Source organism: Microbacterium hibisci, assembly GCF_015278255.1.
GTDB lineage: Bacteria > Actinomycetota > Actinomycetes > Actinomycetales > Microbacteriaceae > Microbacterium > Microbacterium hibisci.
Genome location: NZ_JADIJC010000004.1, coordinates 324,895 through 350,112 on the forward strand (window position 1 = coordinate 324,895; position 25,218 = coordinate 350,112).

Below are 25,218 nucleotides of genomic sequence, written 5' to 3' on the forward strand. Positions count from 1 at the left end.
GAAATCAACCGGTGTCAGGCGGTGTGCTCGGTGATGATCGGGCCGAAGGCGTCGGGCAGGGTCGACGTCGAGAGTCCGCGCAGCTCGGCGAGCGGCACGGTGAACAGGCCCTGCACCTCGAGCGCCGGCTCGTCGCCGTCGGCTGCCGAGTCCGTCACGCCGATGCGCAGCACCGGGTAGCCCCGGCCCTCGCACAGCCCGCGGAACTTCACGTCGTCCTCGCGCGGCACCGAGACGATGACACGGCCGGTGGACTCCGAGAAGAGGGCGGTGGCGGCATCCACCCCGTCCCGCTCCTGGATCTCGTTGAGCCACACGCGTGCGCCGACGCCGAAGCGCATGACCGCCTCGGCGAGGGCCTGCGCGAGACCGCCCGACGACAGGTCGTGCGCCGACGACACGAGCGACTGCTGCGACGCGGCGTGGATCAGCTCGGCGAGCTTCTTCTCCTGCGCGAGGTCGACGGCCGGCGGGCGACCGCCGAGGTGGTCGTGGATCGTGCCCGCCCACTGCGAGCCCGAGAGCTCGGTCGAGGTGACGCCGAGGAGGTAGATGTTCTCACCCGCGTCCTGCCAGCCCGACGGGATGCGGCGCGCGACGTCGTCGATGATGCCGAGCACGCCGACGACCGGGGTCGGGAAGATCGGCTGGTCGCCGGTCTGGTTGTAGAACGAGACGTTGCCGCCCGTGACCGGCACGCCGAGCTCGAGGCAGGCGTCCGACAGGCCGTCGACGGTCTGCGAGAACTGCCACATGACCTCGGGGTTCTCGGGCGAGCCGAAGTTGAGGCAGTCGGTGACGGCCGTCGGCTCGGCGCCGGTGACGGCGACGTTGCGGTACGCCTCGGCGAGGGCGAGTTTCGCACCCTGGTACGGGTCGAGCTGGCAGTAGCGGCCGTTGCAGTCGGTGGCGATCGCGAAGCCGAGCCCCGAGTGCTCGTCGACGCGGATCATGCCGGCGTCGTCGGGGAAAGACAGCGCCGTGTTGCCCATGACGTAGTAGTCGTACTGGTTGGTGATCCACGACGTGTCGGCGAGGTTCGGGCTCGCCACCAGCCGGGTGAACTGGGAGCGGAGCGTCTCGGCGTCGGTCGGGCGGGGGAGAGCGGATGCCGAGTCCTCGCGCAGCGCGTCGATCCAGGTCGGGTACGCGACCGGGCGCTCGTAAACCGGGCCGTCGACCGCGACCGTCGACGGGTCGACGTTCACGATCTCCTCGCCGTGCCAGAAGATCTGCAGGCGCCCGTCGCCGGTCACCTCGCCGAGCACCGAGGTCTCGACGTCCCACTTGCCGACGACCTCGAGGAAGGCGTCGAGCTTCTCGGGCGCGACGATCGCCATCATGCGCTCCTGGCTCTCGCTCATGAGGATCTCCTCGGGCGTGAGCGTGGGGTCGCGCAGCAGCACGTTCTCGAGGTCGACGCGCATGCCCGACCCGCCGTTGGCGGCGAGCTCCGACGTCGCGCACGAGATGCCGGCGGCGCCGAGGTCCTGGATGGCCTCGACGAGCTCGCCGCGGTACAGCTCGAGGCAGCACTCGATGAGCACCTTCTCGGCGAACGGGTCGCCGACCTGCACCGCAGGGCGCTTCGTCGGACCGCCGTCGGCGAACGTGTCGGACGCGAGGATGGATGCCCCGCCGATGCCGTCGCCGCCGGTCCGGGCGCCGAACAGCACGACCTTGTTGCCGGCGCCGGTGGCGTTGGCGAGCTTGAGGTCCTCGTGGCGGAGGACGCCGACCGCGAGCGCGTTGACGAGGGGGTTGCCCTGGTAGACCGCGTCGAACACGGTCTCGCCGCCGATGTTCGGCAGGCCCAGGCAGTTGCCGTAGAACGAGATGCCGCTGACCACGCCGTGGACGACCCGCGCCGTGTCGGGGTTGTCGATCGCGCCGAAGCGCAGCTGGTCCATGACGGCGACCGGGCGCGCGCCCATCGAGATGATGTCGCGCACGATGCCGCCGACGCCGGTCGCGGCGCCCTGGAACGGCTCGATGTAGCTCGGGTGGTTGTGCGACTCGACCTTGAAGGTGACGGCCCAGCCCTCGCCGATGTCGACGACACCGGCGTTCTGGCCCATGCCGACCATGAGCCGTTCCTTCATCTCGTCCGAGACCTTCTCGCCGAACTTGCGGAGGTAGATCTTCGAGGACTTGTACGAGCAGTGCTCCGACCACATGACGGAGTACATCGCCAGCTCGCCCGACGTGGGGCGGCGGCCCAGGATCTCGCGGATCCGGTCGTACTCGTCGGGCTTCAGGCCGAGCGCCGCGTACGGCTGCTCCTTCTCGGGCGTGGCGATGGCGTTGTCGACGGTGTCGGCGACGGCGGTCGAGGAGGGGGTGGTCACGCGGCTCAGCTCCAGGAATTCGGGGATGCCGGACCGGTCCAGTCTAGTTCGGCACGGGATGGGGTGACGGATGCCGGGAGCCGCGGCATCCGCTCATCGCGCGATGATGCTCGTCAGCCGCCCGCACCGGGCAGCCGCACCGTCACGAGCAGCCCGCCCTCCGGGCGCGCCGCCAGCGTGAGCGATCCGTCATGCGCGCGCGTGATGCTCTGGACGATCGCGAGGCCCAGCCCGACCCCGGACTCGTCGCCGCGCAGGCGCTCGCTGCCGCGCTGGAAGGGCTCGGTGAGCGTCGCGACGAGTTCGGGCGCAAGGCGCGCGCCGGTGTTCTCGACGGTCAGGACGCCGCCTCCCGCACGCGCCTCGGTGTGCACGCGGACGCTGCCTCCCTCGGGCAGGTTGTGCGTGATCGCGTTCTGAACGAGGTTCGTGGTGAGCTGCAGCAGGAGGGCCGGCGACCCGATCACAGGCGCGATGTCGCCCGACGTCTCGAGCGTGACGCCGCGCTTCTCGGCGAGCGGCAGCAGCGTCTCGGCCGCCTCCTCGGCCAGGAGCGACAGGTCGACGCGCTCGCGGTCGAAGGTGCCCTGGTCGACGCGGCTCAGGACGAGCAGGGCCTCGGTCAGCTCTATCGCGCGGGCGTTGACGGCGCTGAGGCGCTCGAGGAGCGCGACGGTGTCGTGCTCGGGGTCGCTGCGCGCGACCTCGAGCATCGCCTGCGAGATCGCGAGCGGTGTCCGCAGCTCGTGCGAGGCGTTGGCGGCGAAACGGCGCTGCTCGGCGACCTGCGCCTCGAGGCGCGCGAGCATCGTGTCGAACGCGTCGGCGAGCTCGCGGAACTCGTCGTCACGACCTTCGAGCGCGATCCGGTGCGATAGCGAGCCTCCGGCGGCGCGGCGCGCGGCATCCGTGATCCTCGTGAGCGGAGCGAGCATCCGGCCCGCGAGGATCCACCCGCCCGCGAGCCCGAACACGAGGAGGAAGACGAAGGCCCAACCGGCGGCCGGCGTGAATGCGCGGATGAGGTCGTCGCGGCCCGGCGAGTAGCCGTCGAGCGTCGGTGTCGCATCCGGCGGCACGTACCGCAGCAGGAACAGCCACACCACCGCGAGCAGCAGGCCGCCCGCCACCACGAGGAATCCCGCATAGCTGAGCGTGAGCTTGAGCCGAACGCTCGGGCCGGGCTCTCTACCCATCGTCATCGCCCGTGTCGATGCGATAGCCCGAGCCGGGGACCGTCGCGATGACCCATGGCTCGCCCAGGCGCTTGCGCAGCGCCGACACCGTGATGCGCACGGCGTTCGTGAAGGGATCGGCGTTCTCATCCCAGGCGCGCTCGAGCAGCTCCTCCGCGCTCACGACCCCGCCTTCTGCCGCGACGAGCACCTCGAGCACGGCGAACTGCTTGCGCGTCAGCGCGACGTAGCGCCCGTCGCGGAAGACCTCGCGGCGGAACGGATCGAGCCGCACGCCCGCGACCTCGCGCACGGGCGGCCGATGGTGCGCGCGGCGCCGGTCCAGCGCGCGCAGCCGCAGCACGAGCTCGCGCAGCGCGAAGGGCTTCGTGAGGTAGTCGTCGGCGCCGAGCTCGAACCCCGACGCCTTGTCGTCGAGCCGGTCGGCGGCAGTCAGCATGAGGATCGGGATGCCGGTCCCCGAGGCCACGATGTGCCGCGCGATCTCGTCGCCCGACGTACCCGGGATGTCGCGATCGAGGACGGCGATGTCGTACGAGTTGACGCTCAGGAGCTCGAGGGCGGTGTCGCCGTCGCCCGCGATGTCGGCCGCGATCGCCTCGAGCCGCAGCCCGTCGCGGACGGCCTCGGCGAGGAAGGGCTCGTCCTCCACGACCAGCACGCGCATGCTGACGATCGTACGAGCCGGCGAATATCGTCGGCATATCGAGTTCGGCATACGCTCTCGCAACACGCGCTCGCGTGAGGTGGATGCCATGTCCTCTCACACCTCGCAGAAACCGGCATCCCGCCGCCTTCGCGCAGCCGTCGTCGCCTCGGCGGCAGTCGCCGCCGCCGTGGTCGTCACGGCGTGCACGTGGGGCGCGAGCGCCCAGGAGTCCGTCGCGACCGCGCCTGCCACGACCGCGATCGAGGCCGCCGGATCGCCCCCCGGGGCCCTTCCGCCGCTCGAGCGCGGCTCCGGCGCGGTGCTCGCGCACGACGGCGGCGTCGCCGAGGGAACGACCGTCTTCGACGACGTCCCCGCCGTCTCCCAGCTCGACCCCGAACTGCTCGCAGCGCTCCGGAGCGCGGCCGCCGACGCGTCGGACAGCGGCATCGTGCTCGAGGTCAACAGCGGCTGGCGGTCGCGCGATCACCAGGCCCGCCTGCTGCGCGACGCCATCGCCGAGTACGGCTCGGCCGAAGAGGCCGCGCGCTGGGTCGCGACCCCTGACTCGTCGCCGCACGTTTCGGGCGACGCGATCGACATCGGAGGGACGGATGCCGCGGCCTGGCTCGCGGCGAACGGCGCACAGTACGGGCTCTGCCAGATCTACGCCAATGAGCCATGGCATTTCGAGCAGCGCCCCGAGGCCGTCAGGGCGGGCTGCCCCGCGATGTACCCGGACCCGACGTACGACCCCCGGATGAACCCGTGACGGCCACGACCCGGACCGCGCCCTCCGCGCCACGCGACGTCGACCGCCGGAATCGCCTCATCGTCACGGGGCTCTTCGGCGTCTATCTCGTGCTGCTCGCATGGCTCGTGCTGTTCAAGCTCGACGTGCCGTTCGTCGGGGGCGTCTCCCGCTCGATCAAGCTCGTCCCGTTCGTCGCGAGCCGAGGGTTCGGCGCGAGCGCCCCGGCCGAGGTCGTCGCGAACGTCCTCATCTTCGTGCCGTTCGGGGCGTACCTCGCCCTGCTCGCCCCCACGTGGCCGCTCCTGCGCATGACCGCGACGCTCGCGGGTGCGAGCTTCGCGCTCGAGGCCGCGCAGTTCGTCCTCGCGGTCGGCAGCTCCGACATGACCGATGTGCTGGTCAACACGGCGGGCGGTCTCGCGGGGCTCGGCCTCGTCGCCGTCATGCGGCGCACCTACGGCGTGAGGGTCGTCCAGCGCGCGCTCGCGGCGGGAACGGCGGTCGCGGTGCTCGCGAGTGCCGCCGTCTTCGCCTCACCCATCCGCTACGGCTCGCCGCCCGACGGTCCGCGGCCGCCTCAGCATTCCGCCACGGAGCATTCCGCCACGGAGACCTCGCCGTCGTTGCTCGGGACCGGGGAGGAACAGGGGTTGACGGACGACTCGCCGAGGGCTAACGTACAACCAAATGGTTGTACGAAATGAGCTCAGCGATGACGAGATCGACCGCGTATTCCACGCGCTGGCCGCGGCGACGCGGCGCGACATCCTCCGTCGGACGATCGGCGGGGAGCACTCGGTCTCGGCGCTCGCCCGCGAGTACGACATGTCGTTCGCCGCGGTGCAGAAGCACGTGGCCGTCCTCGAGGAGGCAGGCCTCATCGTCAAGCGGGCCGAGGGGCGCGAACGCCTCGTCCGGGCGGATCCCGAGATGATCGCCCGCGCTCGCGCACTGCTCGCCCGCTACGAGGAGCTGTGGCGCGCCCGCATCGACCGGCTCGATGCGCTGCTGACGGTGCCGGAGGGCGCGGCATCCGTCGAACCGACCGACTCGCCCACTGCACGCGACAACGACGCCCACAAGAACGACACCCGCAAGTCCGACACGCAAGGAGAATGACCATGCCCGTCACCGATGTCACCACCGACGCCGAAGCGCTCACGATGACGCTCGAGGCCGAGTTCGCCGCGCCCGTCGAGCGCCTGTGGCAGGCCTTCACCGAGCCGAGCCAGCTGGAGCGCTTCTGGGGCCCTCCCGGCTGGCCCGCATCGTTCCCGACGTTCGACTTCACCGTCGGCGGCCGCGCCGTGTACTACATGACGAGCCCGCAGGGGGAGAAGTCGTACGGCTCGTGGGAGTTCCTCGAGATCGACGCGCCGCGCGGCTTCACCGTGCTCGACAACTTCGCCAACGAAGACGGGGCGCCGCTCGACGGCATGCCGGTCATGCGCGTCGTCTTCCGGTTCGAGCCGACCGAGACGGGTTCGCGCATGATCAACGTCTCGCACTTCGCCTCGGCCGAGGCGCTCGAGCAGGTCGTCGAGTTCGGCGCCGTCGAGGGTTCGACGATGGCCATCAACCAGCTCGACCGCGTGCTGCAGGGTCTGCGTGACTACGCGCAGGGCAAGGGCACGCAGACCGAGATCCTCGACGACACCCACGTGCGCATCACGCGCCTCATCGAAGGTCCGCGCGAGCTGGTCTGGCGCGCTCACCAGGAGCCGGAGTTGCTCGAGAAGTGGATGCTCGGACCGGACGGCTGGCGGATGTCGGTGTGCGAGGTGGACCCGCAGGTGGGCGGCAAGTACCGCTACGAGTGGGAGCCCACCGAAGGCACCGAGGGAGAGCGCTTCGGGTTCGACGGCGAGACGGTGCTCTCTGAGAGCCCGCGCCGCGCCGTCACCACCGAGCACATGACGGGCACCGACTACCCGTCGACGCTCAACGACATGAACCTCGAGGAGGAGGACGGGGCGACCCTCATCACGCTCCTCATCGAGTACCCCGACAAGGAGACGCGCGACATCGTCTTGGCCACCGGCATGACCGACGGCATGGAGTCCAGCTACCGCCGCCTCGAGGGCGTGCTCGCGGGGGTGTGACCCGCGGCGCGAGGAGAACGGCATGATGGACGACACCACGGAGCGCACCGTCACCACTCACGTCGTGGGCGAGGGCGAAGGCGCGATCACGTACGACGTGCACGGGGACCTCGCCACGGCGAGCGTCGAGCGGCCGGCGCTGTTCCTGTTCGCGGCTCCCATGGACGCGACCGGTCTCGAGATGCTCGCCGGTCACTTCACGGATCGGCCGGTCGTGACCTACGACCCGCGGGGTGCCGGGCGCAACCCGCTCGGCACCGCCGACATCAGCGTCGAGCAGCACGCGTCCGATCTGCACCGGGTGATCGAGGCGCTGGAGGTCGGGGCGGTGGACGCGTTCGGCACGAGCGGCGGTGCGGTGAACCTGCTGGGCCTGCTCGCTGCCCACCCCGAGGACGTGCGGATCGCGGTGGCTCACGAGCCGCCGCTGGCGGCGGGACTCCCCGACGCGGAGGCGGTGCGGGCTGTGGTCGCCGACATGAAGCGCACGTATGCCGAACAGGGCGATGGTGCGGCCATGGCGAAGTTCATCGCGTTCGTGATGCTCGACGGGCCGGTGCCCGACGACTACCTCGACCAGCCCGCGCCGGATCCGGCCATGTTCGGGATGCCGACCGCCGACGACGGCACGCGGACGAACCCGCTGCTGCGGAACATGCCGGCGATCATCGAGTACGACATCGATGTCGAGGCCCTGCGCGCACGGGGTGACCGACTCGTCGTCGCGGCGGGCGTCGAGTCGGGCGACACGCTCGCGGCGCGGGGCGCACGCGCGGTCGCATCCGCCGTCGGCAGGCCTGTCACGGACTTCCCCAGCCATCACGGCGGATTCACCGAGCAGCCGGGCATGCCGGGCGACCCGGCCGGCTTCGCCGCGCGTCTGCGCGAGGTCCTCGGCTGAATCCCGCGGCCGTGACGGCCGTGCGCCGGCCGGCCCTGGTGAGTCTGGAGTGGACGAGACGCCCCGGAGAGATCCGGGGCGTTTCGTCGTGCCCCGCGGCCGCTCGTGCGAAGAGCGCACGCGAATGCGCGGCATCCGTCCGTCGTCCGCCTGTCAAGCCGTGCGGGGCAGTTCGTCGCGCGACCCTACGATGACGTGGTGGACTTCTCCTTCGCTTTCACGCCCGATCTGATCGCCGTGTTCCTGACGCTGTTCGTGCTCGAGATCGTGCTCGGCGTCGACAACGTCATCTTCATCTCGATCCTCGCGTCCAAGCTCCCCAAGGAGCAGCAGGCCAAGGCGCGCAACCTCGGCCTCACGCTCGCGATGGTGATGCGCGTCATCCTCGTGCTCTTCGCCGGGTGGATCATCACGCTCAAGGAGGACGTGTTCTTCATCGGCGAGATGGGCTTCTCGTGGAAGGACATCATCCTCATCGCCGGTGGCCTGTTCCTGGTCTACAAGGCCGTGACCGAGATCCACCACAAGCTGGAGGGTGCCGAAGAAGGCCACGGAGCCGGCGGTCGCAAGACGATCACGTTCGGCTCGGTGCTCGTGCAGATCCTGCTCCTCGACCTGGTCTTCTCGCTCGACTCCGTCATCACCGCGGTCGGCATGACCGAGAACCTCGTCGTGATCATCACGGTCGTCGTGCTGTCGTTCGGCATCATGCTCTTCGCGGCGCGCTTCATCTTCACGTTCGTCAACAAGCACCCCACGGTGAAGATGCTGGCGCTGTCGTTCCTCCTCCTGATCGGCGTCTTCCTGGTTGCCGAGGGCTTCGGGTACCACATCGACAAGGCGTTCATCTACGGCCCGATGGCCTTCGCGATCTTCGTCGAGGCTCTCAACCTGCTCTACGCGTCGCGCAATGCGAAGCGGGAAGCGCGCACCCGCCAGCCCGTCATCCTGCGCCCGCAGTACCCCGACGTCGACGAGTCGGTCGCCGTGGCCGCCGCCCTGTCGAACGACCCGCACGCCGGCTCGGTCGGCCTCTCGTCCAAGCCGGTGGCGGGGGATGCCGCGCCGGTGGCCGGTGAGGAGCGCCAGGGCCTCGGCTGACATCGCGCCCGCCGGGGCGCGCCGCTGCGCGGCCCCGCCCGCGCAACTGCTGCAGTTTCCTGCAACCGCTGCGTCGTCCGACACAGCACCTGCAGGAAACTGCAGCAGCTGCGTGCGACCGGCATGACGTCACCGCGCCGGCCGCGGCCGGAAGGTCGGCAGGCCGGCACCGTGGAGGATGTCGTACAGCATCCGCGGGGAGCGAAGAGCGGGCACACGCCATCGCGAGAAGGCATCGACCTGGCGGCGCAGCTCGTCCTCGCGGTCCTTCTCGGCGAGCAGCACCTCCTCCGCCGTGCGACCCTTCATCAGCGCGGGGTCACGGTACTTGCCCACGCCGTCGAACTCGCCGATGTGTCGATGGTCGGGCCAGAAGAAGTCGGTGAACGCGTCTCGGCCGTCGTCGAGCAAGAATCGGGCCTGCAGCTCGGGCTCGGGGAACCCCATCACCGAGATCAGCACGCGACTCTGCGATTCGCGCACGCTGTCGGCGAGGCTCGTGGCGAACCTCGTGGCGCGCGCGACGCGGGCCGAGCCGCGACCGCTCATGCCGGCGACGCGTTCACGAAGGACAGATGCCTCGACAAGCGGTCCGCTTCTCCGCTTGGCCCAGAGCGCCTGGTCGGCCGCCACGACTCCGTCGAGGAATCGCGAGCAGGCCATCAGGTCGATGACCGTCTGCAGCGGACTCGTCACCGCGTGGCCCTGCCATCTCCAGGTCTCGACTGCCGCCTGGCGCCCGCGGCGGCGGAACTCCCCGCTCGACCGACCTCCGGAGCCGAGACCCACGCTGACATCGACCTGGGTCGGCCAGTCTCCGATGAGGTCGATGCCGTGAAGGGCGGCGGCAGCGTGATGCGACACGACGAGCTGCGACTTGGCGCGGGCGGCGGCCTCCCACACCCGCTGGGCGTGCCGCGCCATCGGCGACAGCCGTTCCCACGCGACTCGGGCGGCGAACGCCCCCGGACCGATGCGGACGATCTCTCCGCTCGCGATCCGCGCTCGGAGCCGGCGGTCGTTGACCGGCTCGCCGTCGTTCTCGCGGCGGCGGAACACGGTGTTCAACGGCGGTTCGTGGATCCACATCCCTCGACGGTGGCCGAGTGGGGCGCCGACCTCCCCGCGGGTGACCCGATCCGTGCGATCTCGCTCGTCTCTGCCGCCTGGGGAGGAGACGCAACTGCTGCACTCTCCTGCAACTGCTGCGCGAATCGACGCCGCAGTTGCAGGAAACTGCAGCAGTTGCACGTCGACGGGCCGTGACGCGGGTGGGGGCGGGAAGGGTCAGGCCGTCGCGTCGGCGAGGAGCCGGTAGCCCATGCCCTGCTCGGTGAGCAGGTAGGCGGGGTGCGCCGGGTCACGCTCGAGCTTCTTGCGCAGCTGCGACAGGTACAGCCGCAGGTAGCCCGTGTCGGCGACCTGCTCGGTGCCCCAGATGTCCTTGAGCAGCGCCTGGCGCGTCACGAGCGAGCCGGGATTGCGTGCCAGGAACTCGAGGATGCGCCACTCGGTGGGGGTCAGGCGCACGCGCTCGCCGGCGCGTGTCACGGTCTTGGTGGAGAGGTCGACCACGACGTCGCCGAACGAGACGACGGGAGCTCCGGATGCCGCGACCGCGCGCCGCGACAGCGCGCGCAGTCGTGCGAGCAGCTCGTCGATCTGGAACGGCTTGGTCACGTAGTCGTCGGCGCCGGCATCCAGTGCCTCCACCTTGTCGGCGGAGCCGGTGCGGCCCGACACGACGATGATCGGTGCGGTGGTCCAGCCCCGCAGCGCCTGGATGACCTGGACGCCGTCGAGGCGCGGCATCCCGAGATCCAGCATGACGACGTCGGGGTGCTCCTTCGCCGCGAGGGCGATGGCCGCGGGGCCGTCGGGCGCGGCGACCACGTCGTACCCGTGCGCGGCGAGGGTGATCCGCAGCGCCCGCACCAGCTGGGGGTCGTCGTCGGCGATCAGCACCTTCACTCCGCGACCACCGCCCCACCGTCCGCGTCCGCCTGGTCGCCGACACCGGCCTCGCCACCGACCCCCGCCTCGGCATCGGCGACGGGCAGTGCGATCACCATCGTCAGGCCTCCTCCGGGCGTGTCCTCGGGGGTGAGCGTACCGCCCATCCCCTCCGTGAACCCCTTCGACAGCGCGAGCCCCAGGCCGAGGCCCGTCGTGTTGTCGGTGTCGCCGAGCCGCTGGAACGGCGTGAACATGTCGCCGTGACGTTCGGAGGCGATGCCGCGCCCGTGGTCGACGATGCGGATCTCTGCCGTGCCGGCCAGGCGGCTCGTCGACACACGCACCGATGCACCCGGCGGGGAGTGGCGGGATGCGTTCGACAGCACGTTCACCAGCACGCGCTGCAGCAGCACCGGGTCGGCCCGCACGAGGGGCAGGTCGGGATCGAGCGCCAGCTCGAAGCGGTCGGGCCCCGCGCCGAGCTCCTCGAGCGCGGCGAGCACGACCCCGGCGCTGTCGACGGGAGCCAGCGAGACGGCGAGGACGCCCGCCTCGACCCGGCTGACGTCCAGCAGGTCGGTGACGAGCGCCGAGAGCGTCGCGAGCGATTCGTCCGCGGTGGCCAGCAGCTCGGCGCGGTCCTCGGCCGACAGGTGCGGACCCGCGGCGCGGATCCCGCCGACGGCGGCGACGGCCGCGGCCAGCGGGCGCCGCAGGTCGTGGCTGACCGCGGACAGCAGCGCGCTGCGCACCTGATCCGTCTCGGCGAGCACGCCCGCCTCTCGCGCCGTCTCGGTGAGATCGGTGTGCTCCAGGGCCGCGGCGAGCTGGGCCGCCACGGCGTCGACGAGACGCCGCTCCGACGCATCCAGCCCGTGCCCGTGCAGCTCGAGCATGGCCGGCGGCCCGCCGTTGCGGCGGCTCACGGTCACCGCGTCGAAGCGGCCGTCGCGCACCGGCTCGCCGTCGGTGGCGAGGACCGTGCCGTCGGCGTCGACGAGCCGCACCCCGGCGAGGCCGAGCGACTCGCGGGTTCGGCTGACGAGCGCGGGCACGGCCGACTCGCCGCGCAGGACGCTGCCTGCGACGTTCGCCAGGAGCTCGGCCTCGGCCTCGGACCGCCGCGCGGCGCGCGCGGCACGGGCCGCGCGGTCGACGATGAAGCTGACCAGCACCGCGATGACGACGTAGAGGATGAGCGCCCAGACGTTGCGCGGATCGGCGATGGAGACCGTGTAGTACGGCGCGACGAAGAAGTAGTTGAGGGTGAAGCCCGACATGACCGCCGCGAACACGGCTGGCCAGATCCCGCCGACGAGGGCGACGAGCACGACGAGCAGCTGGTACGCCAGCACGTCGCTGGTGATGGTGTCCTCGTTGCGGATCGACACGAGGAACCAGGTCAGGAGCGGCCCGCCGACCAGCGCCAGGGCGAAGCCGAGTAGCCGCCGCTTCACACTCAGCGCGCCGCCGCTCACCCGCGGGAGCGCGAAGCGTCCGCCCGCGGCGGCATGCGTCACGATGTGCACGTCGATGTCGCCGGACTCTCGCACCACGGTCGCACCGATTCCCGGGCCGGTCAGCGCGGCCGCGAGCCGGCCCCGGCGGCTCGCGCCGATGACGAGCTGCGTCGCGTTCACGGATCGGGCGAACTCCACCAGGGCCCGTGGGATGTCGTCGCCGACGACCTGGTGGTAGGTGCCGCCGAGCGACTCGACCAGCGCCCGCTGGGCGGTGAGCACCCCGGGGTCGCCCGCGCGCAGACCGTCCTGGCCCGACACGTGGACGGCGAGCAGCTCTCCGCCGGCCGAGCGGGCCGCGATGCGGGCGCCCCGCCGCACCAGCGTCTCGCCCTCGGCGCCGCCGGTGAGCGCGACGACGACCCGCTCGCGTGCCTGCCATGTGCCTTCGATGCCGTGCTCGGCGCGATAGGTCTTCAGTGCGCTGTCGACCTCGTCGGCCAGCCACAGCAGCGCCAGTTCGCGCAGCGCCGTCAGGTTGCCGAGCCGGAAGTAGTTCGACAGTGCCGCGTCGATGCGCTCGGCCGGGTAGACGAGTCCGGCGGAGAGCCGGTCGCGCAGCGACTGGGGTGAGAGGTCGATCACCTCGACCTGATCGGCGCCCCGGACGACGGCATCCGGCACCGTCTCGCGCTGCGCGACGCCCGTGATCTGCTCGACCACGTCGCCGAGCGACTCGATGTGCTGCACGTTGACCGTCGTGATGACGTCGATGCCGGCGGCGAGGAGGTCGTCGACGTCCTGCCACCGCTTCGCGTGGCGCAGGCCCGGCGCGTTGGTGTGCGCGAGCTCGTCGACGAGCGCGATCCCCGGATGCCGCTCCAGCACGCCGTCGAGGTCCATCTCGGTGAGCTCCACCCCGCGGTGGGAGACCACGGCGCGGGGGACGACGGGCAGGCCCTCGGTCAGCGCCGCCGTCGCGGCGCGCCCGTGGGTCTCGACGACCGCGATGACCACGTCGCGACCGTCGTCGGCGAGGCGGCGGCCCTCTTCGAGCATGTCGTACGTCTTGCCGACGCCGGGCGCCGCACCGAGCAGCACCCGCAGCTTGCCGCGCTTCACGTGCTCACCCTATTTCTTCTCGTGCGCGCCGGCCCGGGGCGGGTCCCGCAAGAGACTCGCAAGGCGACGGATGCCGCCACCCGGCGCACGCTCATGAACCCAGGGCGTCGAGGGCCAGGTTGAGCCGGACGACGTTCACGCGCGGCTCGCCGAGGTAGCCGAGATCGCGCTGCTCGATGTGCGCCTTGACCAGCGTCCGCACCTCCGACTCGTCGAGCCCGCGCGCCTGCGCCACGCGCGGCGCCTGGAGCAGCGCGTTCGCCGGGCTGATGTGCGGGTCGAGGCCGGAGCCGGACGCCGTCACGGCGTCGGCGGGGATCTCGGAGGGGCCCACGCCCTCGCGTTCGGCGATCGCCGCCTTGCGCTCCTCGATGGTCGAGACCAGGTCGGCGTTCTCCGGCCCGAGGTTCGAGCCGCTCGAGGCACCGGCGTCGTACCCGTCGCCGGCGGCCGAGGGCCGCGACTGGAAGTATCCGGGCAGCGCCGCGCCCGAGGCATCCGTGAACGACTGCCCGATGAGGGACGATCCGACGGTCTCGCCGGCGTTGTCGCGCACGAGCGACCCGTTCGCCTGCCAGGGGAACGCGAGCTGGCCGATGCCGGTCACGAGCGCCGTGTAGCCGACGCCCAGGACGAGGGTGAACACGATCATCGCGCGGAGCGCGACGCCGGTGGTGCGGACGGTGGAGCGGGTGGGAGTGGACACGTGCGTCTCCTGACAGCGGGCTCAGAAGCCCGGAATGAGGCTCACGACGAGGTCGATGAGCTTGATGCCGACGAAGGGGGCGATCACGCCGCCCAGCCCGTAGACGAGCAGGTTGCGGCTGAGGATCTGCGAGGCGGTCGCCGCGCGGTATTTCACGCCCCGCAGCGCGAGCGGGATGAGGAACACGATGATCACGGCGTTGAAGATGATCGCGCTCGTGACGGCCGACGCCGGCGAGCTCAGCTGCATGACGTTGAGCGCGGCGAGCCCGGGGAAGACCCCCATGAACATGGCGGGGATGATCGCGAAGTACTTGGCGATGTCGTTCGCCAGTGAGAACGTCGTCAGCGCCCCGCGGGTGATCAGCAGCTGCTTGCCGATGCGCACGATGTCGATGAGCTTGGTCGGGTCGCTGTCGAGATCGACCATGTTGCCGGCCTCCTTGGCGGCCGAGGTGCCGGTGTTCATCGCGACGCCGACGTCGGCCTGCGCGAGCGCGGGCGCGTCATTGGTGCCGTCGCCCGTCATCGCGACCAGCGCGCCGCCCTCCTGCTCGCGCCGGATCAGAGCCAGCTTGTCTTCGGGCGTGGCCTCGGCGAGGTAGTCGTCGACGCCGGCATCCTTCGCGATCGCGGCGGCGGTGAGCGGGCTGTCACCGGTGATCATGACGGTGCGGATGCCCATCGCGCGCAGCTCGTGGAACCGCTCGCTCAGCCCCTCCTTGACGACGTCCTTGAGGTGGATCACGCCGAGTGGGCGTCCGTGGCCCTCGGACTCGACGGTCGCGACCACGAGCGGGGTGCCGCCGGACTGCGCGATGGCGTCGGTCTCGCCCATCAGCTGGGCGCGCAGCGCGGCCGGAACCGGGGATCCGGATGCCTCGAGCCACCCCAGCACGGCCGAGCCGGCGCCTTTGCGCACCAGGGTGCCGTCGGCGAGGTCGACGCCGCTCATCCGGGTCTGCGCGGTGAAGGGCACGACGGTCGAACCCTCGGGCTCAGTGACGAGGATGCCGCGGAGCGCAGCGAGCTCGACGACCGAGACCCCCTCGGGGGTCGGGTCGGCGAGCGACGACAGGGCCGCCGCACGGGCCAGCTCGTTCCCGCCGACGCCGGGCATCGCGACGAAGTCCGCCGCCCGACGGTTGCCGTACGTGATCGTGCCCGTCTTGTCGAGGAGCAGCGTCGTCACGTCGCCGGCGGCCTCGACCGCGCGGCCCGACATCGCGAGCACGTTGCGCTGCACCAGGCGGTCCATGCCGGCGATGCCGATGGCCGACAGCAGGGCGCCGATCGTGGTCGGGATGAGGCAGACGAGCAGGGCGACCAGCACCGGGATGCTCACCGGCGCTGCCGCGTACGAGGCGATGGGGTTGAGCGTGAGCACGACGATCACGAAGACGATCGACAGGCTCGCCAGCAGGATGCCCAGCGCGATCTCGTTCGGGGTCTTGTGGCGGCTCGCGCCTTCGACGAGGGCGATCATGCGGTCGACGAACGTCTCACCCGGCTTGGACGTGATGCGCACGACGATGCGGTCGCTGAGCACCCGGGTGCCGCCCGTGACCGCGGAGCGATCGCCGCCCGACTCCCGCACGACCGGCGCGGACTCGCCGGTGATCGCCGACTCGTCCACGGTCGCGATGCCCCAGGCGATGTCGCCGTCGCCCGGGATGAGCTCACCGGCCGACACGAGTACGACATCGCCGAGCGCGAGATCGGACGAGGCCACCTCGACCGTCTCGGCGCCGTCGGCGGCGGGATCCGCGGCCGAGTCGTACCCGATGACGCGGCGCGCCCTCGTCGACGTGCGCGTGCGCCGCAGCGACGCCGCCTGCGCCTTGCCGCGCCCCTCGGCGACCGACTCGGCCAGGTTGGCGAACAGCACGGTCAGCCACAGCCACACCGCGATGCCCCACGTGAAGCCGACCGGCACGGCGGTGCCGCCCGACTCCTCGGCGCCCCCGAGGAACGGCTCGGCGATGGCGATGACCGTGGTGAGGGCGGCACCGACCCACACCAGGAACATGACCGGGTTGCGCCAGAGCGCGGCCGGACTGAGCCTGCGCAGCGCGCCGGGAACGGCCGCCCAGAGCTGAGCGGCGCTGAACGCGCCGGACGACGGCTTCGGGGGCTTCGGGGCGACGGTGCTGACGGCCGGGTGCGTAGTCTGCTCGACCTCCCCGGCCGTTGAGCGAGCGAAGCGAGACGAAACGTCAGTGGACATGAGTCAGACGAGCCCTTCCGCCAGGGGACCCAGCGTGAGAACGGGAAAGTAGGTGAGTGCGGTGATGACGACCGCGACGACGCCGAGCAGGCCGACGAACTGCGGACGGTCGGTGGGCAGCGTGCCCGTGGTCGAGGGCACCGTGTTCTGCGCGGCGAGCGATCCGGCCAGGGCGAGCACGAGCACGATCGGCACGAAGCGCCCGAGCAGCATCGCGACGCCGAGCGCCGTGTTGAGCCACGGGGTGTTGGCGGTGAGGCCCGCGAACGCCGAGCCGTTGTTGTTCGCGGCCGACGTGAAGGCGTACAGCACTTCGCCAAGACCGTGCACGCCCGGGTTCCAGATCGAGGTCGCCTCGAGATCGGCACGGATGGCGGGGATGCCGAAGCTCAAAGCCGTGCCCGTGAGCACGAGCGCCGGCGTGACGAGGATGTAGAGACTGGCGAGCTTGATCTGGACGGGACCGATCTTCTTGCCGAGGTACTCCGGCGTGCGCCCGACGAGCAGGCCGCCGACGAACACCGCGATCACGGCGAGCACGAGCATGCCGTAGAGCCCCGAGCCGACCCCGCCCGGTGCGATCTCGCCGAGCATCATGTTGATCATCGGGATCATGCCGCCGAGGGCGGTGTAGGAGTCGTGCATCGAGTTGACGGCTCCGGTGGACGTGAGCGTGGTCGCACCGGCGAACAGCGTCGATCCCCAGATGCCGTAGCGGGTCTCCTTGCCCTCCATCGCGGCGCCCGCGAGCTGCGGCGCGGTGCCGAGGCCGAGCGACTCGAGCCACGTCACCGCGGCGATCGAGACGAGGGCGATCGAGCCCATGACCGCCAGGATCGCGTAGCCCTGGCGGTCATCGCCGACCATGCGGCCGAATGCGCGCGGCATGGCCACCGGTATCGCGAGCAGGAGCAGGATCTCGAGGACGTTCGACCACGGCGTGGGGTTCTCGAACGGGTGCGCCGAGTTCGCGTTGAAGAAGCCGCCGCCGTTGGTGCCGAGGAGCTTGATGGCCTCCTGCGAGGCGACCGGTCCGCCGGGGAGCGACTGCGTGCCGCCGGCGACCGTGCCGATGTCGACGAACCCGCCGAGATTCTGCACGACGCCCGCCGCTACGAGAGCCAGCGCCGAGACCAGCGCGAGCGGCAGCAGCAGGCGCGTGATCCCGCGCGTCAGGTCGACCCAGAAGTTGCCGATCGTCGCGGCGCCGCGCCGCGCGAACCCGCGCACCAGCGCGACGGCGACCGCGATGCCGACCGCCGCCGACACGAAGTTCTGCACCGCGAGACCTGCGAGCTGCACCGTGTAGCCCATCGTGAGCTCGGGGGAGTACGACTGCCAGTTGGTGTTGGTGACGAACGAGACGGCGGTGTTGAACGCGAGGCCCTCGGGCACTGCCGGCAGGCCGAGCGAGGAGGGCAGCACGGCCTGAAGACGCTGCAGCGCATAGACGAACAGCACGCCGACGAGCGAGAAGGCGAGCACGCCGCGCGCATACGCCTGCCACGTCTGCTCGGACGTGGGGTCGACGCCGACCAGACGGTACATGCCGCGCTCGAGCCGCCAGTCCCTCCCGGCCGTGTACGTGCGGGCGACCCAGTCGCCGAGCGGGCGGTAGAGCAGCCCGAGGATCAGCACGACCGTCGCGATCTGCAGGATGCCGGCCCACGGGGTGAAGGCGTCCATCAGAACCGCTCGGGCTTCAACAGGGCGACGACGAGATACGCGATCGCGGCGACGCCGAGAGCGGCCGCGAGGAGCGAGAACACGATCACGCCCGCTCCTCCCGGTGCTGCGCGGCGCGGTGCGCGGGCACGGCGGCGATCGCGCCGAGGCGTCCCGCCCCCTTCGCGATCGGACCGACGAGTGCGAACAGCGCGATCGTCGTGGCGAGGTGGATGACATCGAGCACAGGGACTCCCGGTGGATGGTGCCGCACGGCGAGAGCCGTGCGTCCGCCCGCGAGCGGCGGGCGTGCATCCGATGCAACCGGGAGGCGGATGCCGCGAGCGCAGTCCTCACGGAATCCGAACGCCCGCCGTGCCCACCCTCACGCGGCCCTGACGCGGAACCTGGCCGGGGTCGCGCCACCGTCTGCCCGGGGGTCCCGACGGAGTCGCATCTGATCGCGGCAGGCCGGAGGCGCTGAGCTCGTGGATGCGAGCTCAGCGCCCTCGTGCCGCGACGCTAGCCGAGCTGGCCGCGGATGGCGCCGGCGGGGAACACCGAGCTGTGCACGTTGACGTAGTAGTCGCCAGGGTCGCGCATGATGTCGAGGATCAGCGCGCGGTCGGCGGCCACGCACCCGCTGGTGTCGTCGGTTCCCGCGAAGGCGCCCGCGAAGAGCGGCACCACGACCGGTCCTGCCGCCGTCGTTCCGCCCACATGGATGTGGGCGGCCGTGACCGTCCCGTCGACGCCGGCCCACTCGATGTCGAGGCACACCTCTCCCTGCCCCGGGTTCAGCCTCAGCATCGCCGTGCCGCTCGCGTTCGGGTCGCCGGGACCGGGCACCTCGGCTGCGCCCGACAGCTCGACCGTGAACGGCCGACCACCATCGTCGGCCTGGGCGGCGCCGGCGAACACGAGCGTGGCTGCGATGCCCGCGACCGCTCCCAGAATCAATTGCTTGCGCATGGACTCACTCCCTCGTCCAAGCCACCACCCCGGGCGTACTGGCGCACAAGTGACTGTGCGAAGTCTTGCACTCGCGGCTCGGGCACACCAGGCACCCGCCGACCCGTTCAGGCCCGGGCGACCGCGTCCTCGAAGGCGACCCACGCGAGCATCGCGCACTTCACGCGCGCGGTGAACTTCGAGACGCCCGACAGAGCGGCGGCGTCGCCGAAGACCTCCTCGTCGAGCGCGATCTCGCCGCGCGAGCGCAGCGCCTCGCGGAATCCCTCGATGAGGGCGGATGCCTCGGCCCGCGGCATCCGCTCGTCCTCCTCGATCAGCGCGACGAGCATCGACGCCGACGCCTGCGAGATCGAGCAGCCGGCGCCGTCCCACGCGACCTCGTCGACGGTCGTGCCGTCGTCGGACAGGCGGACGCGGAGGGTGATCTCGTCGCCGCAGATCGGGTTGCGCTGGAACGACGTGGCGACCCGGCCGCCCTGCCCGGCGGCGTCGGCGGCGGCCTCTTCGGACCCGAGGCCCTTGCCGTGCGGGCGCTTGGAGTGGTCGAGGATCAGCTCCTGGTACAGCGACTCGAGCCCGCTCATGCGCCGGCTCCGAAGAACGCGCGCACGCCCGAGAGCGCGTCGAGGAAGACGTCGACGTCGTCGGCCGAGTTGTACAGCGCCGTCGATGCGCGCACCGACGCGGCGAGGCCGAAGCGGCGGTGCAGCGGCTGGGCGCAGTGGTGACCGACGCGCACGGCGACGCCGCGGGCGTCGAGGAACTGGCCGACGTCGTGCGCGTGCACGCCCTCGACGTCGAACGACCACAGGCCCACGCGCTCCGCACTTTCTCCGGTTGTTGAGCCTGTCGAAACATCGCCGAGCAGCCGCACGCCGGGGATCGACCGCAGCCCCTCGCCGAGCCGTGCCTCGAGCGCCTTCTCGTGCGCGTGGACGGCATCCATGCCGACGCCGTCGAGGTAGCGCACGGCGGCGGCGAGGCCGATGGCCTGCGACACCGGCTGCGTGCCCGCCTCGAACCGCTGCGGCGGCGGCAGGTACGAGGCCTCGTCGAGCGTGACCGTGGTGATCATCGAGCCGCCGGTCAGGAACGGCGGGAGCGCCGAGAGCACCTCGCTGCGACCGTACAGGCCGCCGACGCCGTAGGGTCCGAGCATCTTGTGGCCGGAGAAGACGGCGAGGTCCACCCCGAGCGCGGGCAGATCCAGGGGCAGGTGCGGGGCGGACTGGCAGGCGTCCAGCACGGTGAGCGCGCCCACGCCCTGCGCGAGCGCGACGAGCCGATCGACCGGGTTCACGATGCCCAGCACGTTCGAGACGTGCGTGAAGGCGACGACCCGCGTGCGCTCGCCGATCACGGCGGCTGCGGCATCCGTGTCCAGCGTCCCGTCGTCGTGGACCGGGATGTGGCGCAGCACGGCGCCGGTGCGGGCGGCCAGCTCCTGCCACGGGATGAGGTTCGCGTGGTGCTCGCTCTCGGTCACGACGATCTCGTCACCCGGGCGCAGGGCGAACCGCGCGCTGTCGGGGGCGCCGCGGCCGACCGAGGCGTTGCCGACCGCGTACGCGGCGAGGTTCAGGCCGGCGGTCGCGCCGCTCGTCCAGACCAGCTGCTCCGGCCGAGCGCCCACGAAGCCGGCCACCGTCGCACGGGCGTCCTCGAAGAACTCGGTCGCCTCTGCCGCCAGCGTGTGCGCGCCGCGGTGCACCGCGGAGTTCGCGCGGGTGAGGAAGTCGACCTCGGCGTCGATGACCACCTGCGGCTTCTGGCTCGTCGCCCCGGAATCGAGGTAGACCAGGCGCTCGCCGTTCACCCGTTGGCCGAGCAGCGGAAAGTCCGCGCGCAGCGCGTCGGCGTCGAGGACGGCAGCCGGGGAGGCGGAAGCGGGAAGGGTCACCCTTCAAGGGTATGCGGGATGCCGCGACCCCGGCTCGGAACTGGGGCTTGAGGCCATGCGCGGTTGCGCCGTATGATACCCGGGAAAACGCTTTCTCGGAGCGGACGCCGAGCAGGCCCAGGGTCTTCGCAGACCCTCACGGGCGTGCGACGACGTACGCCCGACTCGCTGGCGAGTGCCCCACCTCAACGACGAGAAGGACAGAAAGCAATGAGAAGAACACACCTCCCCCGCATCATCGCGACCCTGGCGACAGGAGCCCTCGTGGCCGCACTGGGGGTGATGGGACTGGGCCTGCCGGCCGCCCATGCCGCCACCGGCTCGGCGACGGGCTACGCCACCCAGAACGGCGGGACCACCGGCGGTGCCGGAGGTCAGGTCGTCCGCGCGACGACCGGCACGCAGATCCACGCCGCCCTGTGCTCGCGGGCATCCGCGACGACCCCGATCGTGATCGAGGTCGAGGGCACCATCACACACTCCGGCACGTCGAAGGTGTCGGGAGCGAGCTGCAACACCGCCGACGGCGTGATCGAGCTCAAAGACATCGAGAACGTGTCGATCATCGGCGTCGGCGGCGGCGCCACCTTCGACCAGGTCGGGATCCACATACGCGGGTCGGAGAACATCATCATCCAGAACGTGACCGTGCGGAACGTCAAGAAGTCGGGGTCGCCGACCTCGAACGGCGGCGACGCGATCGGCATGGAGAGCGACGTGCGCAACGTGTGGGTCGACCACGTCACCCTCGAGGCGTCGGGCGGCGAGTCGGAGGGCTTCGACGGCCTCTTCGACATGAAGAGCGGCACGCAGTACGTCACGCTGTCGTACAGCGTGCTGCGCAATTCCGGTCGCGGCGGACTCATCGGCTCGAGCGAGAGCGACGTGTCGAACGGGTTCGTGACCTTCCACCACAACTACTACGAGAACATCGACTCGCGCGCGCCGCTGCTGCGCGGCGGCGTCGCCCACATCTACAACAACCACTACCGCAGCCTCAACGAGTCGGGCATCAACTCCCGCGCAGGAGCCAAGGCGAAGGTCGACAACAACTACTTCGAGGATTCGAAGGACGTGCTCGGCACCTTCTACACCGACGCCGCCGGCACGTGGCAGGTGAGCGGCAACATCTTCGACAACGTGACGTGGTCGCCCCAGGGCGACGACTACAACCCGGCAGGTCCCGCGGTGACGTCGACGACGACGGTGTCGATCCCGTACTCCTATCGCCTCGACTCGGCGTCGTGCGTGCCGAGCATCGTCGCGGCGACCGCGGGCGCGAATCGCGGACTGAAGGTGTCGGACGGGTCGTGCACGCCGCAGAACCCTGACCCCACCCCCACCCCGACGACGCCCGCGCCGACCCCGACACCGACCACGCCGGTGCCGACGCCCACCCCGACCACGCCCGCGCCGAGCGGCCAGAACCTCAGCCTCGGCGCCGGATCGGACGGCTCGAGCAAGGCGTCCGGCACGAGCTACGGCAACGCGATCGACGGCTCGACGTCGACGTACTGGTCGCCCGCATCGTCGACCGGCCGCATCTCCGTCAAGTGGGACGGCTCGCGCACCGTGTCGTCCGTCGTGATCCGTGAGGCCTCCGGCGCGGTCGGCAGCATCCGCGCGTGGCGCCTGGTGAACAACGACACCGGGGCGGTCCTCGCGACCGGCACCGGCGCCGGCACGATCACGTTCCCCGCGGTGAGCCTCACGAAGATCAACTTCGAGATCACGAGCTCGACGGCCACCCCGCGCGTCGCCGAGTTCGAGACGTACGGAGGCTGAGCGACCCCGATCCCCCCGACCCGCACCCCTCTCGCCGACACGTCCGCCGGCGGGAGGGGTGCGACACGTCCGCCGGCGGGAGGGGTGCGACACGTCCGCCGGCGGGAGGGGTGCGACACGTCCGCCGGCGGGAGGGGTGCGACACGTCGTCGCTCGCGCGCCTCAGACCTTCGAGGATCCGGACGCCGTGCCCTCCGGCGCGGGCGAGCCCGCGGGCCGCGTCGGCTCGGCCGAGCCCGCGGGCCGGATCGGCGCGGAGGGCGGCTCGGGCGCCGGCGGGCCCGCCGGTCGCATCGCCCGTCGCCCCACGCGGTGCACCTCGGGCATCGCGCCGCGGCCGGCGCGGTCGTCGCCGGGCAGCGCGCGGGACCGTCGCCCGTAGATGAGCTCGGACGAGTCGAGGAGCCAGGGCACGAGCGTGATCGACACGCCGTGCACGAGCATGAGCTGCTGCGCGATGCGCCGGGCGCGACGGTTGTGCAGGAGCGACTCCCACCAGTGGCCCACGATGTACTGCGGCAGGTAGACCGTCACGACGCCGGGGCCATGCTGCTCGCGGTAGGCCTTCACGAACTCTGCGATGGGCCCGGCGTAGGTGCGGTACGGCGACTCGATGATCTTGAGCGGGATGGGCATCCGGTGCGCGCGCCACTCGGCCTCGAGGGCGGCGGCATCCTCCTTGGTCACCGAGATGTGCACCGCGAACGTCTTGTCGTGCTTCGCGGCCAGCGCGTAGTCGACGGCCTTCACCACGGGCTTCTGCAGCCGGTTGACGAGGATCAGCGCCACATCGCCCGACGAGCCGAAGTGCGTGCGGTCGTCCATCGCGATCTCGTGCTCGACGTCGCGGTAGTAGCGGTGCACCCCCACCATCAGGAACGACAGCAGCGGGATCGCGAGGAACACGAGCCACGCGCCGTGCGTGAACTTCGTGATCGTCACGATGACGAGCACGGATGCCGTCATCGTGGCGCCGACCGAGTTGATGACGAGTCCCTTCCGCAGGGCGAACAGGTCGGTGCGGGTCGAGGCGCTGCGCCGCGCGTCGGCGGGAAGGTCGCGGATCGCGCGGATGCCGCGCGTCCAGTGCCGGATCATGCCGATCTGCCCGAGCGTGAACGAGACGAAGACGCCGATGATGTACAGCTGGATGAGATTGGTGAGGTTGGCCTGGTAGACGATCAGCACGCCGATGGCGGCGAGTCCCAGGATGACCATGCCGTTGGAGTACACCAGGCGGTCGCCCCGGGTGTTCAGCGCCTTCGGCGCGTAGCCGTCGCGGGCGAGCACGGACCCGAGGAGCGGGAACCCGTTGAACGCGGTGTTCGCGGCCAGCAGCAGCACGACCGCCGTGGCGGCCTGGATGATGAAGAACGGGATCGAGCCCATGCCGAACACCGCCGACGAGACCTGCGCCATCAGGCTCGGCTGCGGATTGTTCGCGCAGTCGAAGCCGATGAGGTCGCACGGGTTCTCGGCGTAGTGCACGCCCGAGACGAGCGCGAGCGCGGTGAGGCCCGAGAACAGCAGGATCGCGATGCCGCCCATCAGGGCGAGGGTGGTCTGGGCATTGCGCACCTTCGGCTGGCGGAACGCCGGCACGCCGTTGGACACGGCCTCGACGCCGGTCAGCGCCGAGCACCCGCTCGAGAAGGCGCGGAGGATCAGCAGGATGACGGCGGCCTGCGTGATGCTCTCGGCCTGCACCGCGTACTGGGCACTGGAGGCGACCGGCGGGTTCCCGGTGGCGATCTGGAACAGGCCGACCACGATCATGACGGCGACGGAGCCGATGAAGATGTAGGTGGGGATCGCGAACGCCCGTGATGCCTCGCGAACGCCGCGCAGGTTCACGATGACGATGAGGATGACGAACCCGACGGCCAGCTCGACCCGCCACGGGTGGAGCGCGGGCAGCGCCGAGATGATGTTGTCGACGCCGGAGGCGACCGACACCGCCACGGTCAGCACATAGTCCACCAGCAGCGCTGAGGCGACGATCACGCCGGGCACCTCGCCGAGGTTCTTGCGCGCCACCTCGTAGTCGCCGCCGCCGGAGGGGTAGGCCTTGATCAGCTGCCGGTAGCTGATGACGACGACGAGCAGGAGGACGACCACCGCGGCGGCGATCCACGGTGCGAACGCGAGGAATGCCAGGCCTCCGGTGAGGAGGATGAGCAGCAGCTCCTGCGGCGCGTAGGCGACCGACGACAGCGCGTCGGACGCGAAGATCGGCAGCGCCCGCTTCTTCGGGAGCAGGTGCTCCTCGGAGTCGCTCGACGCGAGCGGATCGCCGAGGATCAGGCGCTTGGCGATGGGCGCCTCATCGACCGTCGGCGCCTTGGTTTGGTTCGTCACGGCGGGCCACGCTA

General features: G+C 71.1%; 22 protein-coding genes. 7 read left to right on the top strand and 15 right to left on the bottom strand.

The window, feature by feature from the left end:
- Nucleotides 1-14: 14 nt before the first annotated feature.
- The 3 genes from purL to IM770_RS09710 form a co-directional block, all read right to left on the bottom strand.
- Nucleotides 15-2,348: a phosphoribosylformylglycinamidine synthase subunit PurL gene (purL, locus tag IM770_RS09700; protein WP_203580924.1), complete on the bottom strand. Its 2,334-nt coding sequence runs from the start codon at nt 2,346-2,348 to the stop codon at nt 15-17.
- Nucleotides 2,349-2,461: 113 nt separating this feature from the next.
- Nucleotides 2,462-3,544: a sensor histidine kinase gene (locus tag IM770_RS09705; RefSeq protein WP_203581077.1), complete on the bottom strand. Its 1,083-nt coding sequence runs from the start codon at nt 3,542-3,544 to the stop codon at nt 2,462-2,464.
- Nucleotides 3,537-4,211, bottom strand: coding sequence for a response regulator transcription factor (locus IM770_RS09710; protein WP_203580925.1), 675 nt, complete (start codon nt 4,209-4,211; stop codon nt 3,537-3,539). Before IM770_RS09710 ends, IM770_RS09705 begins: the two co-directional genes overlap by 8 nt.
- An 88-nt stretch (nt 4,212-4,299) precedes the next feature.
- Here IM770_RS09710 and IM770_RS09715 point away from each other — a divergent pair, with 88 nt between their 5' ends.
- The 6 genes from IM770_RS09715 (at nt 4,300) to IM770_RS09740 (ending at nt 9,051) form a co-directional block, all read left to right on the top strand.
- Nucleotides 4,300-4,965: a D-alanyl-D-alanine carboxypeptidase family protein gene (locus IM770_RS09715; RefSeq protein ID WP_203580926.1), complete on the top strand. Its 666-nt coding sequence runs from the start codon at nt 4,300-4,302 to the stop codon at nt 4,963-4,965.
- Nucleotides 4,962-5,651, top strand: coding sequence for a VanZ family protein (locus IM770_RS09720; protein ID WP_307785422.1), 690 nt, complete (start codon nt 4,962-4,964; stop codon nt 5,649-5,651). The genes IM770_RS09715 and IM770_RS09720 overlap by 4 nt, the downstream gene beginning before the upstream one ends.
- Complete coding sequence (locus IM770_RS09725) at nt 5,635-6,066, top strand: ArsR/SmtB family transcription factor (RefSeq protein ID WP_203580928.1); 432 nt, start codon at nt 5,635-5,637, stop codon at nt 6,064-6,066. Before IM770_RS09720 ends, IM770_RS09725 begins: the two co-directional genes overlap by 17 nt.
- Nucleotides 6,067-6,068: 2 nt before the next feature.
- Nucleotides 6,069-7,049 carry an SRPBCC family protein gene (locus IM770_RS09730; RefSeq protein WP_203580929.1) on the top strand — a complete coding sequence of 327 codons (981 nt, stop codon included), beginning with the start codon at nt 6,069-6,071 and terminating at the stop codon, nt 7,047-7,049.
- Nucleotides 7,050-7,071: 22 nt separating this feature from the next.
- A complete protein-coding gene (locus IM770_RS09735; RefSeq protein ID WP_203580930.1) occupies nt 7,072-7,950 on the top strand; it encodes an alpha/beta hydrolase in 879 nt (292 codons plus the stop codon).
- 198 nt (nt 7,951-8,148) lie between these two features.
- Nucleotides 8,149-9,051, top strand: a complete 903-nt coding sequence (locus IM770_RS09740) for a TerC family protein (protein WP_203580931.1) — start codon at nt 8,149-8,151, stop codon at nt 9,049-9,051.
- A 129-nt stretch (nt 9,052-9,180) separates the two neighbouring features.
- Here the strand turns inward: IM770_RS09740 and IM770_RS09745 are convergent, their stop codons facing one another.
- From IM770_RS09745 to IM770_RS09795, 11 genes are all read right to left on the bottom strand, one after another.
- Nucleotides 9,181-10,140, bottom strand: coding sequence for a hypothetical protein (locus IM770_RS09745; protein ID WP_203580932.1), 960 nt, complete (start codon nt 10,138-10,140; stop codon nt 9,181-9,183).
- Nucleotides 10,141-10,338: 198 nt separating this feature from the next.
- Nucleotides 10,339-11,022 carry a response regulator gene (locus IM770_RS09750; protein WP_203580933.1) on the bottom strand — a complete coding sequence of 228 codons (684 nt, stop codon included), beginning with the start codon at nt 11,020-11,022 and terminating at the stop codon, nt 10,339-10,341.
- Complete coding sequence (locus tag IM770_RS09755; protein WP_203580934.1) at nt 11,019-13,589, bottom strand: sensor histidine kinase; 2,571 nt, start codon at nt 13,587-13,589, stop codon at nt 11,019-11,021. Before IM770_RS09755 ends, IM770_RS09750 begins: the two co-directional genes overlap by 4 nt.
- A gap of 91 nt (nt 13,590-13,680) precedes the next feature.
- Nucleotides 13,681-14,295 carry a K(+)-transporting ATPase subunit C gene (gene kdpC, locus IM770_RS09760; RefSeq protein ID WP_203580935.1) on the bottom strand — a complete coding sequence of 205 codons (615 nt, stop codon included), beginning with the start codon at nt 14,293-14,295 and terminating at the stop codon, nt 13,681-13,683.
- Nucleotides 14,296-14,316: 21 nt separating this feature from the next.
- Nucleotides 14,317-16,521 carry a potassium-transporting ATPase subunit KdpB gene (kdpB, locus tag IM770_RS09765; protein ID WP_203580936.1) on the bottom strand — a complete coding sequence of 735 codons (2,205 nt, stop codon included), beginning with the start codon at nt 16,519-16,521 and terminating at the stop codon, nt 14,317-14,319.
- Between the two features lie 3 nt (nt 16,522-16,524).
- Entirely contained in the window at nt 16,525-18,207 is a 1,683-nt protein-coding gene (gene kdpA / locus IM770_RS09770; protein WP_203580937.1) for a potassium-transporting ATPase subunit KdpA, read from the bottom strand.
- A complete protein-coding gene (gene kdpF / locus IM770_RS09775) occupies nt 18,207-18,296 on the bottom strand; it encodes a K(+)-transporting ATPase subunit F (RefSeq protein ID WP_203580938.1) in 90 nt (29 codons plus the stop codon). Before kdpF ends, kdpA begins: the two co-directional genes overlap by 1 nt.
- A complete protein-coding gene (locus tag IM770_RS09780) occupies nt 18,293-18,433 on the bottom strand; it encodes a hypothetical protein (protein ID WP_203580939.1) in 141 nt (46 codons plus the stop codon). Before IM770_RS09780 ends, kdpF begins: the two co-directional genes overlap by 4 nt.
- Nucleotides 18,434-18,708: 275 nt before the next feature.
- Complete coding sequence (locus tag IM770_RS09785) at nt 18,709-19,158, bottom strand: CHRD domain-containing protein (protein ID WP_203580940.1); 450 nt, start codon at nt 19,156-19,158, stop codon at nt 18,709-18,711.
- Nucleotides 19,159-19,265: 107 nt separating this feature from the next.
- Nucleotides 19,266-19,745: a Fe-S cluster assembly sulfur transfer protein SufU gene (sufU, locus tag IM770_RS09790; RefSeq protein WP_203580941.1), complete on the bottom strand. Its 480-nt coding sequence runs from the start codon at nt 19,743-19,745 to the stop codon at nt 19,266-19,268.
- The gene (locus tag IM770_RS09795; RefSeq protein WP_203580942.1) at nt 19,742-21,061 is read right to left on the bottom strand and encodes a SufS family cysteine desulfurase; all 1,320 of its coding nucleotides are present in this window, start codon (nt 21,059-21,061) and stop codon (nt 19,742-19,744) included. The genes sufU and IM770_RS09795 overlap by 4 nt, the downstream gene beginning before the upstream one ends.
- 210 nt (nt 21,062-21,271) lie before the next feature.
- On the opposite strand from IM770_RS09795, the gene IM770_RS09800 reads away from it, so the two are divergent.
- Nucleotides 21,272-22,846: a pectate lyase family protein gene (locus tag IM770_RS09800; protein WP_203580943.1), complete on the top strand. Its 1,575-nt coding sequence runs from the start codon at nt 21,272-21,274 to the stop codon at nt 22,844-22,846.
- Nucleotides 22,847-23,008: 162 nt separating this feature from the next.
- Here the strand turns inward: IM770_RS09800 and IM770_RS09805 are convergent, their stop codons facing one another.
- Nucleotides 23,009-25,204 carry an APC family permease gene (locus tag IM770_RS09805; RefSeq protein WP_307785423.1) on the bottom strand — a complete coding sequence of 732 codons (2,196 nt, stop codon included), beginning with the start codon at nt 25,202-25,204 and terminating at the stop codon, nt 23,009-23,011.
- Nucleotides 25,205-25,218: the final 14 nt, after the last annotated feature.

What these genes read in the sequence shown, in the direction of transcription:
- IM770_RS09705 (WP_203581077.1), bottom strand. Translation starts at nt 3,544, where the DNA reads ATGGGTAGAGAGCCCGGCCCGAGCGTTCGGCTCAAGCTCACGCTCAGC.
- IM770_RS09710 (WP_203580925.1), bottom strand. Translation starts at nt 4,211, where the DNA reads ATGCGCGTGCTGGTCGTGGAGGACGAGCCCTTCCTCGCCGAGGCCGTC.
- IM770_RS09715 (WP_203580926.1), top strand. Translation starts at nt 4,300, where the DNA reads ATGTCCTCTCACACCTCGCAGAAACCGGCATCCCGCCGCCTTCGCGCA.
- IM770_RS09725 (WP_203580928.1), top strand. Translation starts at nt 5,635, where the DNA reads ATGGTTGTACGAAATGAGCTCAGCGATGACGAGATCGACCGCGTATTC.
- IM770_RS09730 (WP_203580929.1), top strand. Translation starts at nt 6,069, where the DNA reads ATGCCCGTCACCGATGTCACCACCGACGCCGAAGCGCTCACGATGACG.
- IM770_RS09735 (WP_203580930.1), top strand. Translation starts at nt 7,072, where the DNA reads ATGATGGACGACACCACGGAGCGCACCGTCACCACTCACGTCGTGGGC.
- IM770_RS09745 (WP_203580932.1), bottom strand. Translation starts at nt 10,140, where the DNA reads ATGTGGATCCACGAACCGCCGTTGAACACCGTGTTCCGCCGCCGCGAG.
- kdpB (WP_203580936.1), bottom strand. Translation starts at nt 16,521, where the DNA reads ATGTCCACTGACGTTTCGTCTCGCTTCGCTCGCTCAACGGCCGGGGAG.
- kdpA (WP_203580937.1), bottom strand. Translation starts at nt 18,207, where the DNA reads ATGGACGCCTTCACCCCGTGGGCCGGCATCCTGCAGATCGCGACGGTC.
- IM770_RS09785 (WP_203580940.1), bottom strand. Translation starts at nt 19,158, where the DNA reads ATGCGCAAGCAATTGATTCTGGGAGCGGTCGCGGGCATCGCAGCCACG.
- sufU (WP_203580941.1), bottom strand. Translation starts at nt 19,745, where the DNA reads ATGAGCGGGCTCGAGTCGCTGTACCAGGAGCTGATCCTCGACCACTCC.
- IM770_RS09800 (WP_203580943.1), top strand. Translation starts at nt 21,272, where the DNA reads ATGAGAAGAACACACCTCCCCCGCATCATCGCGACCCTGGCGACAGGA.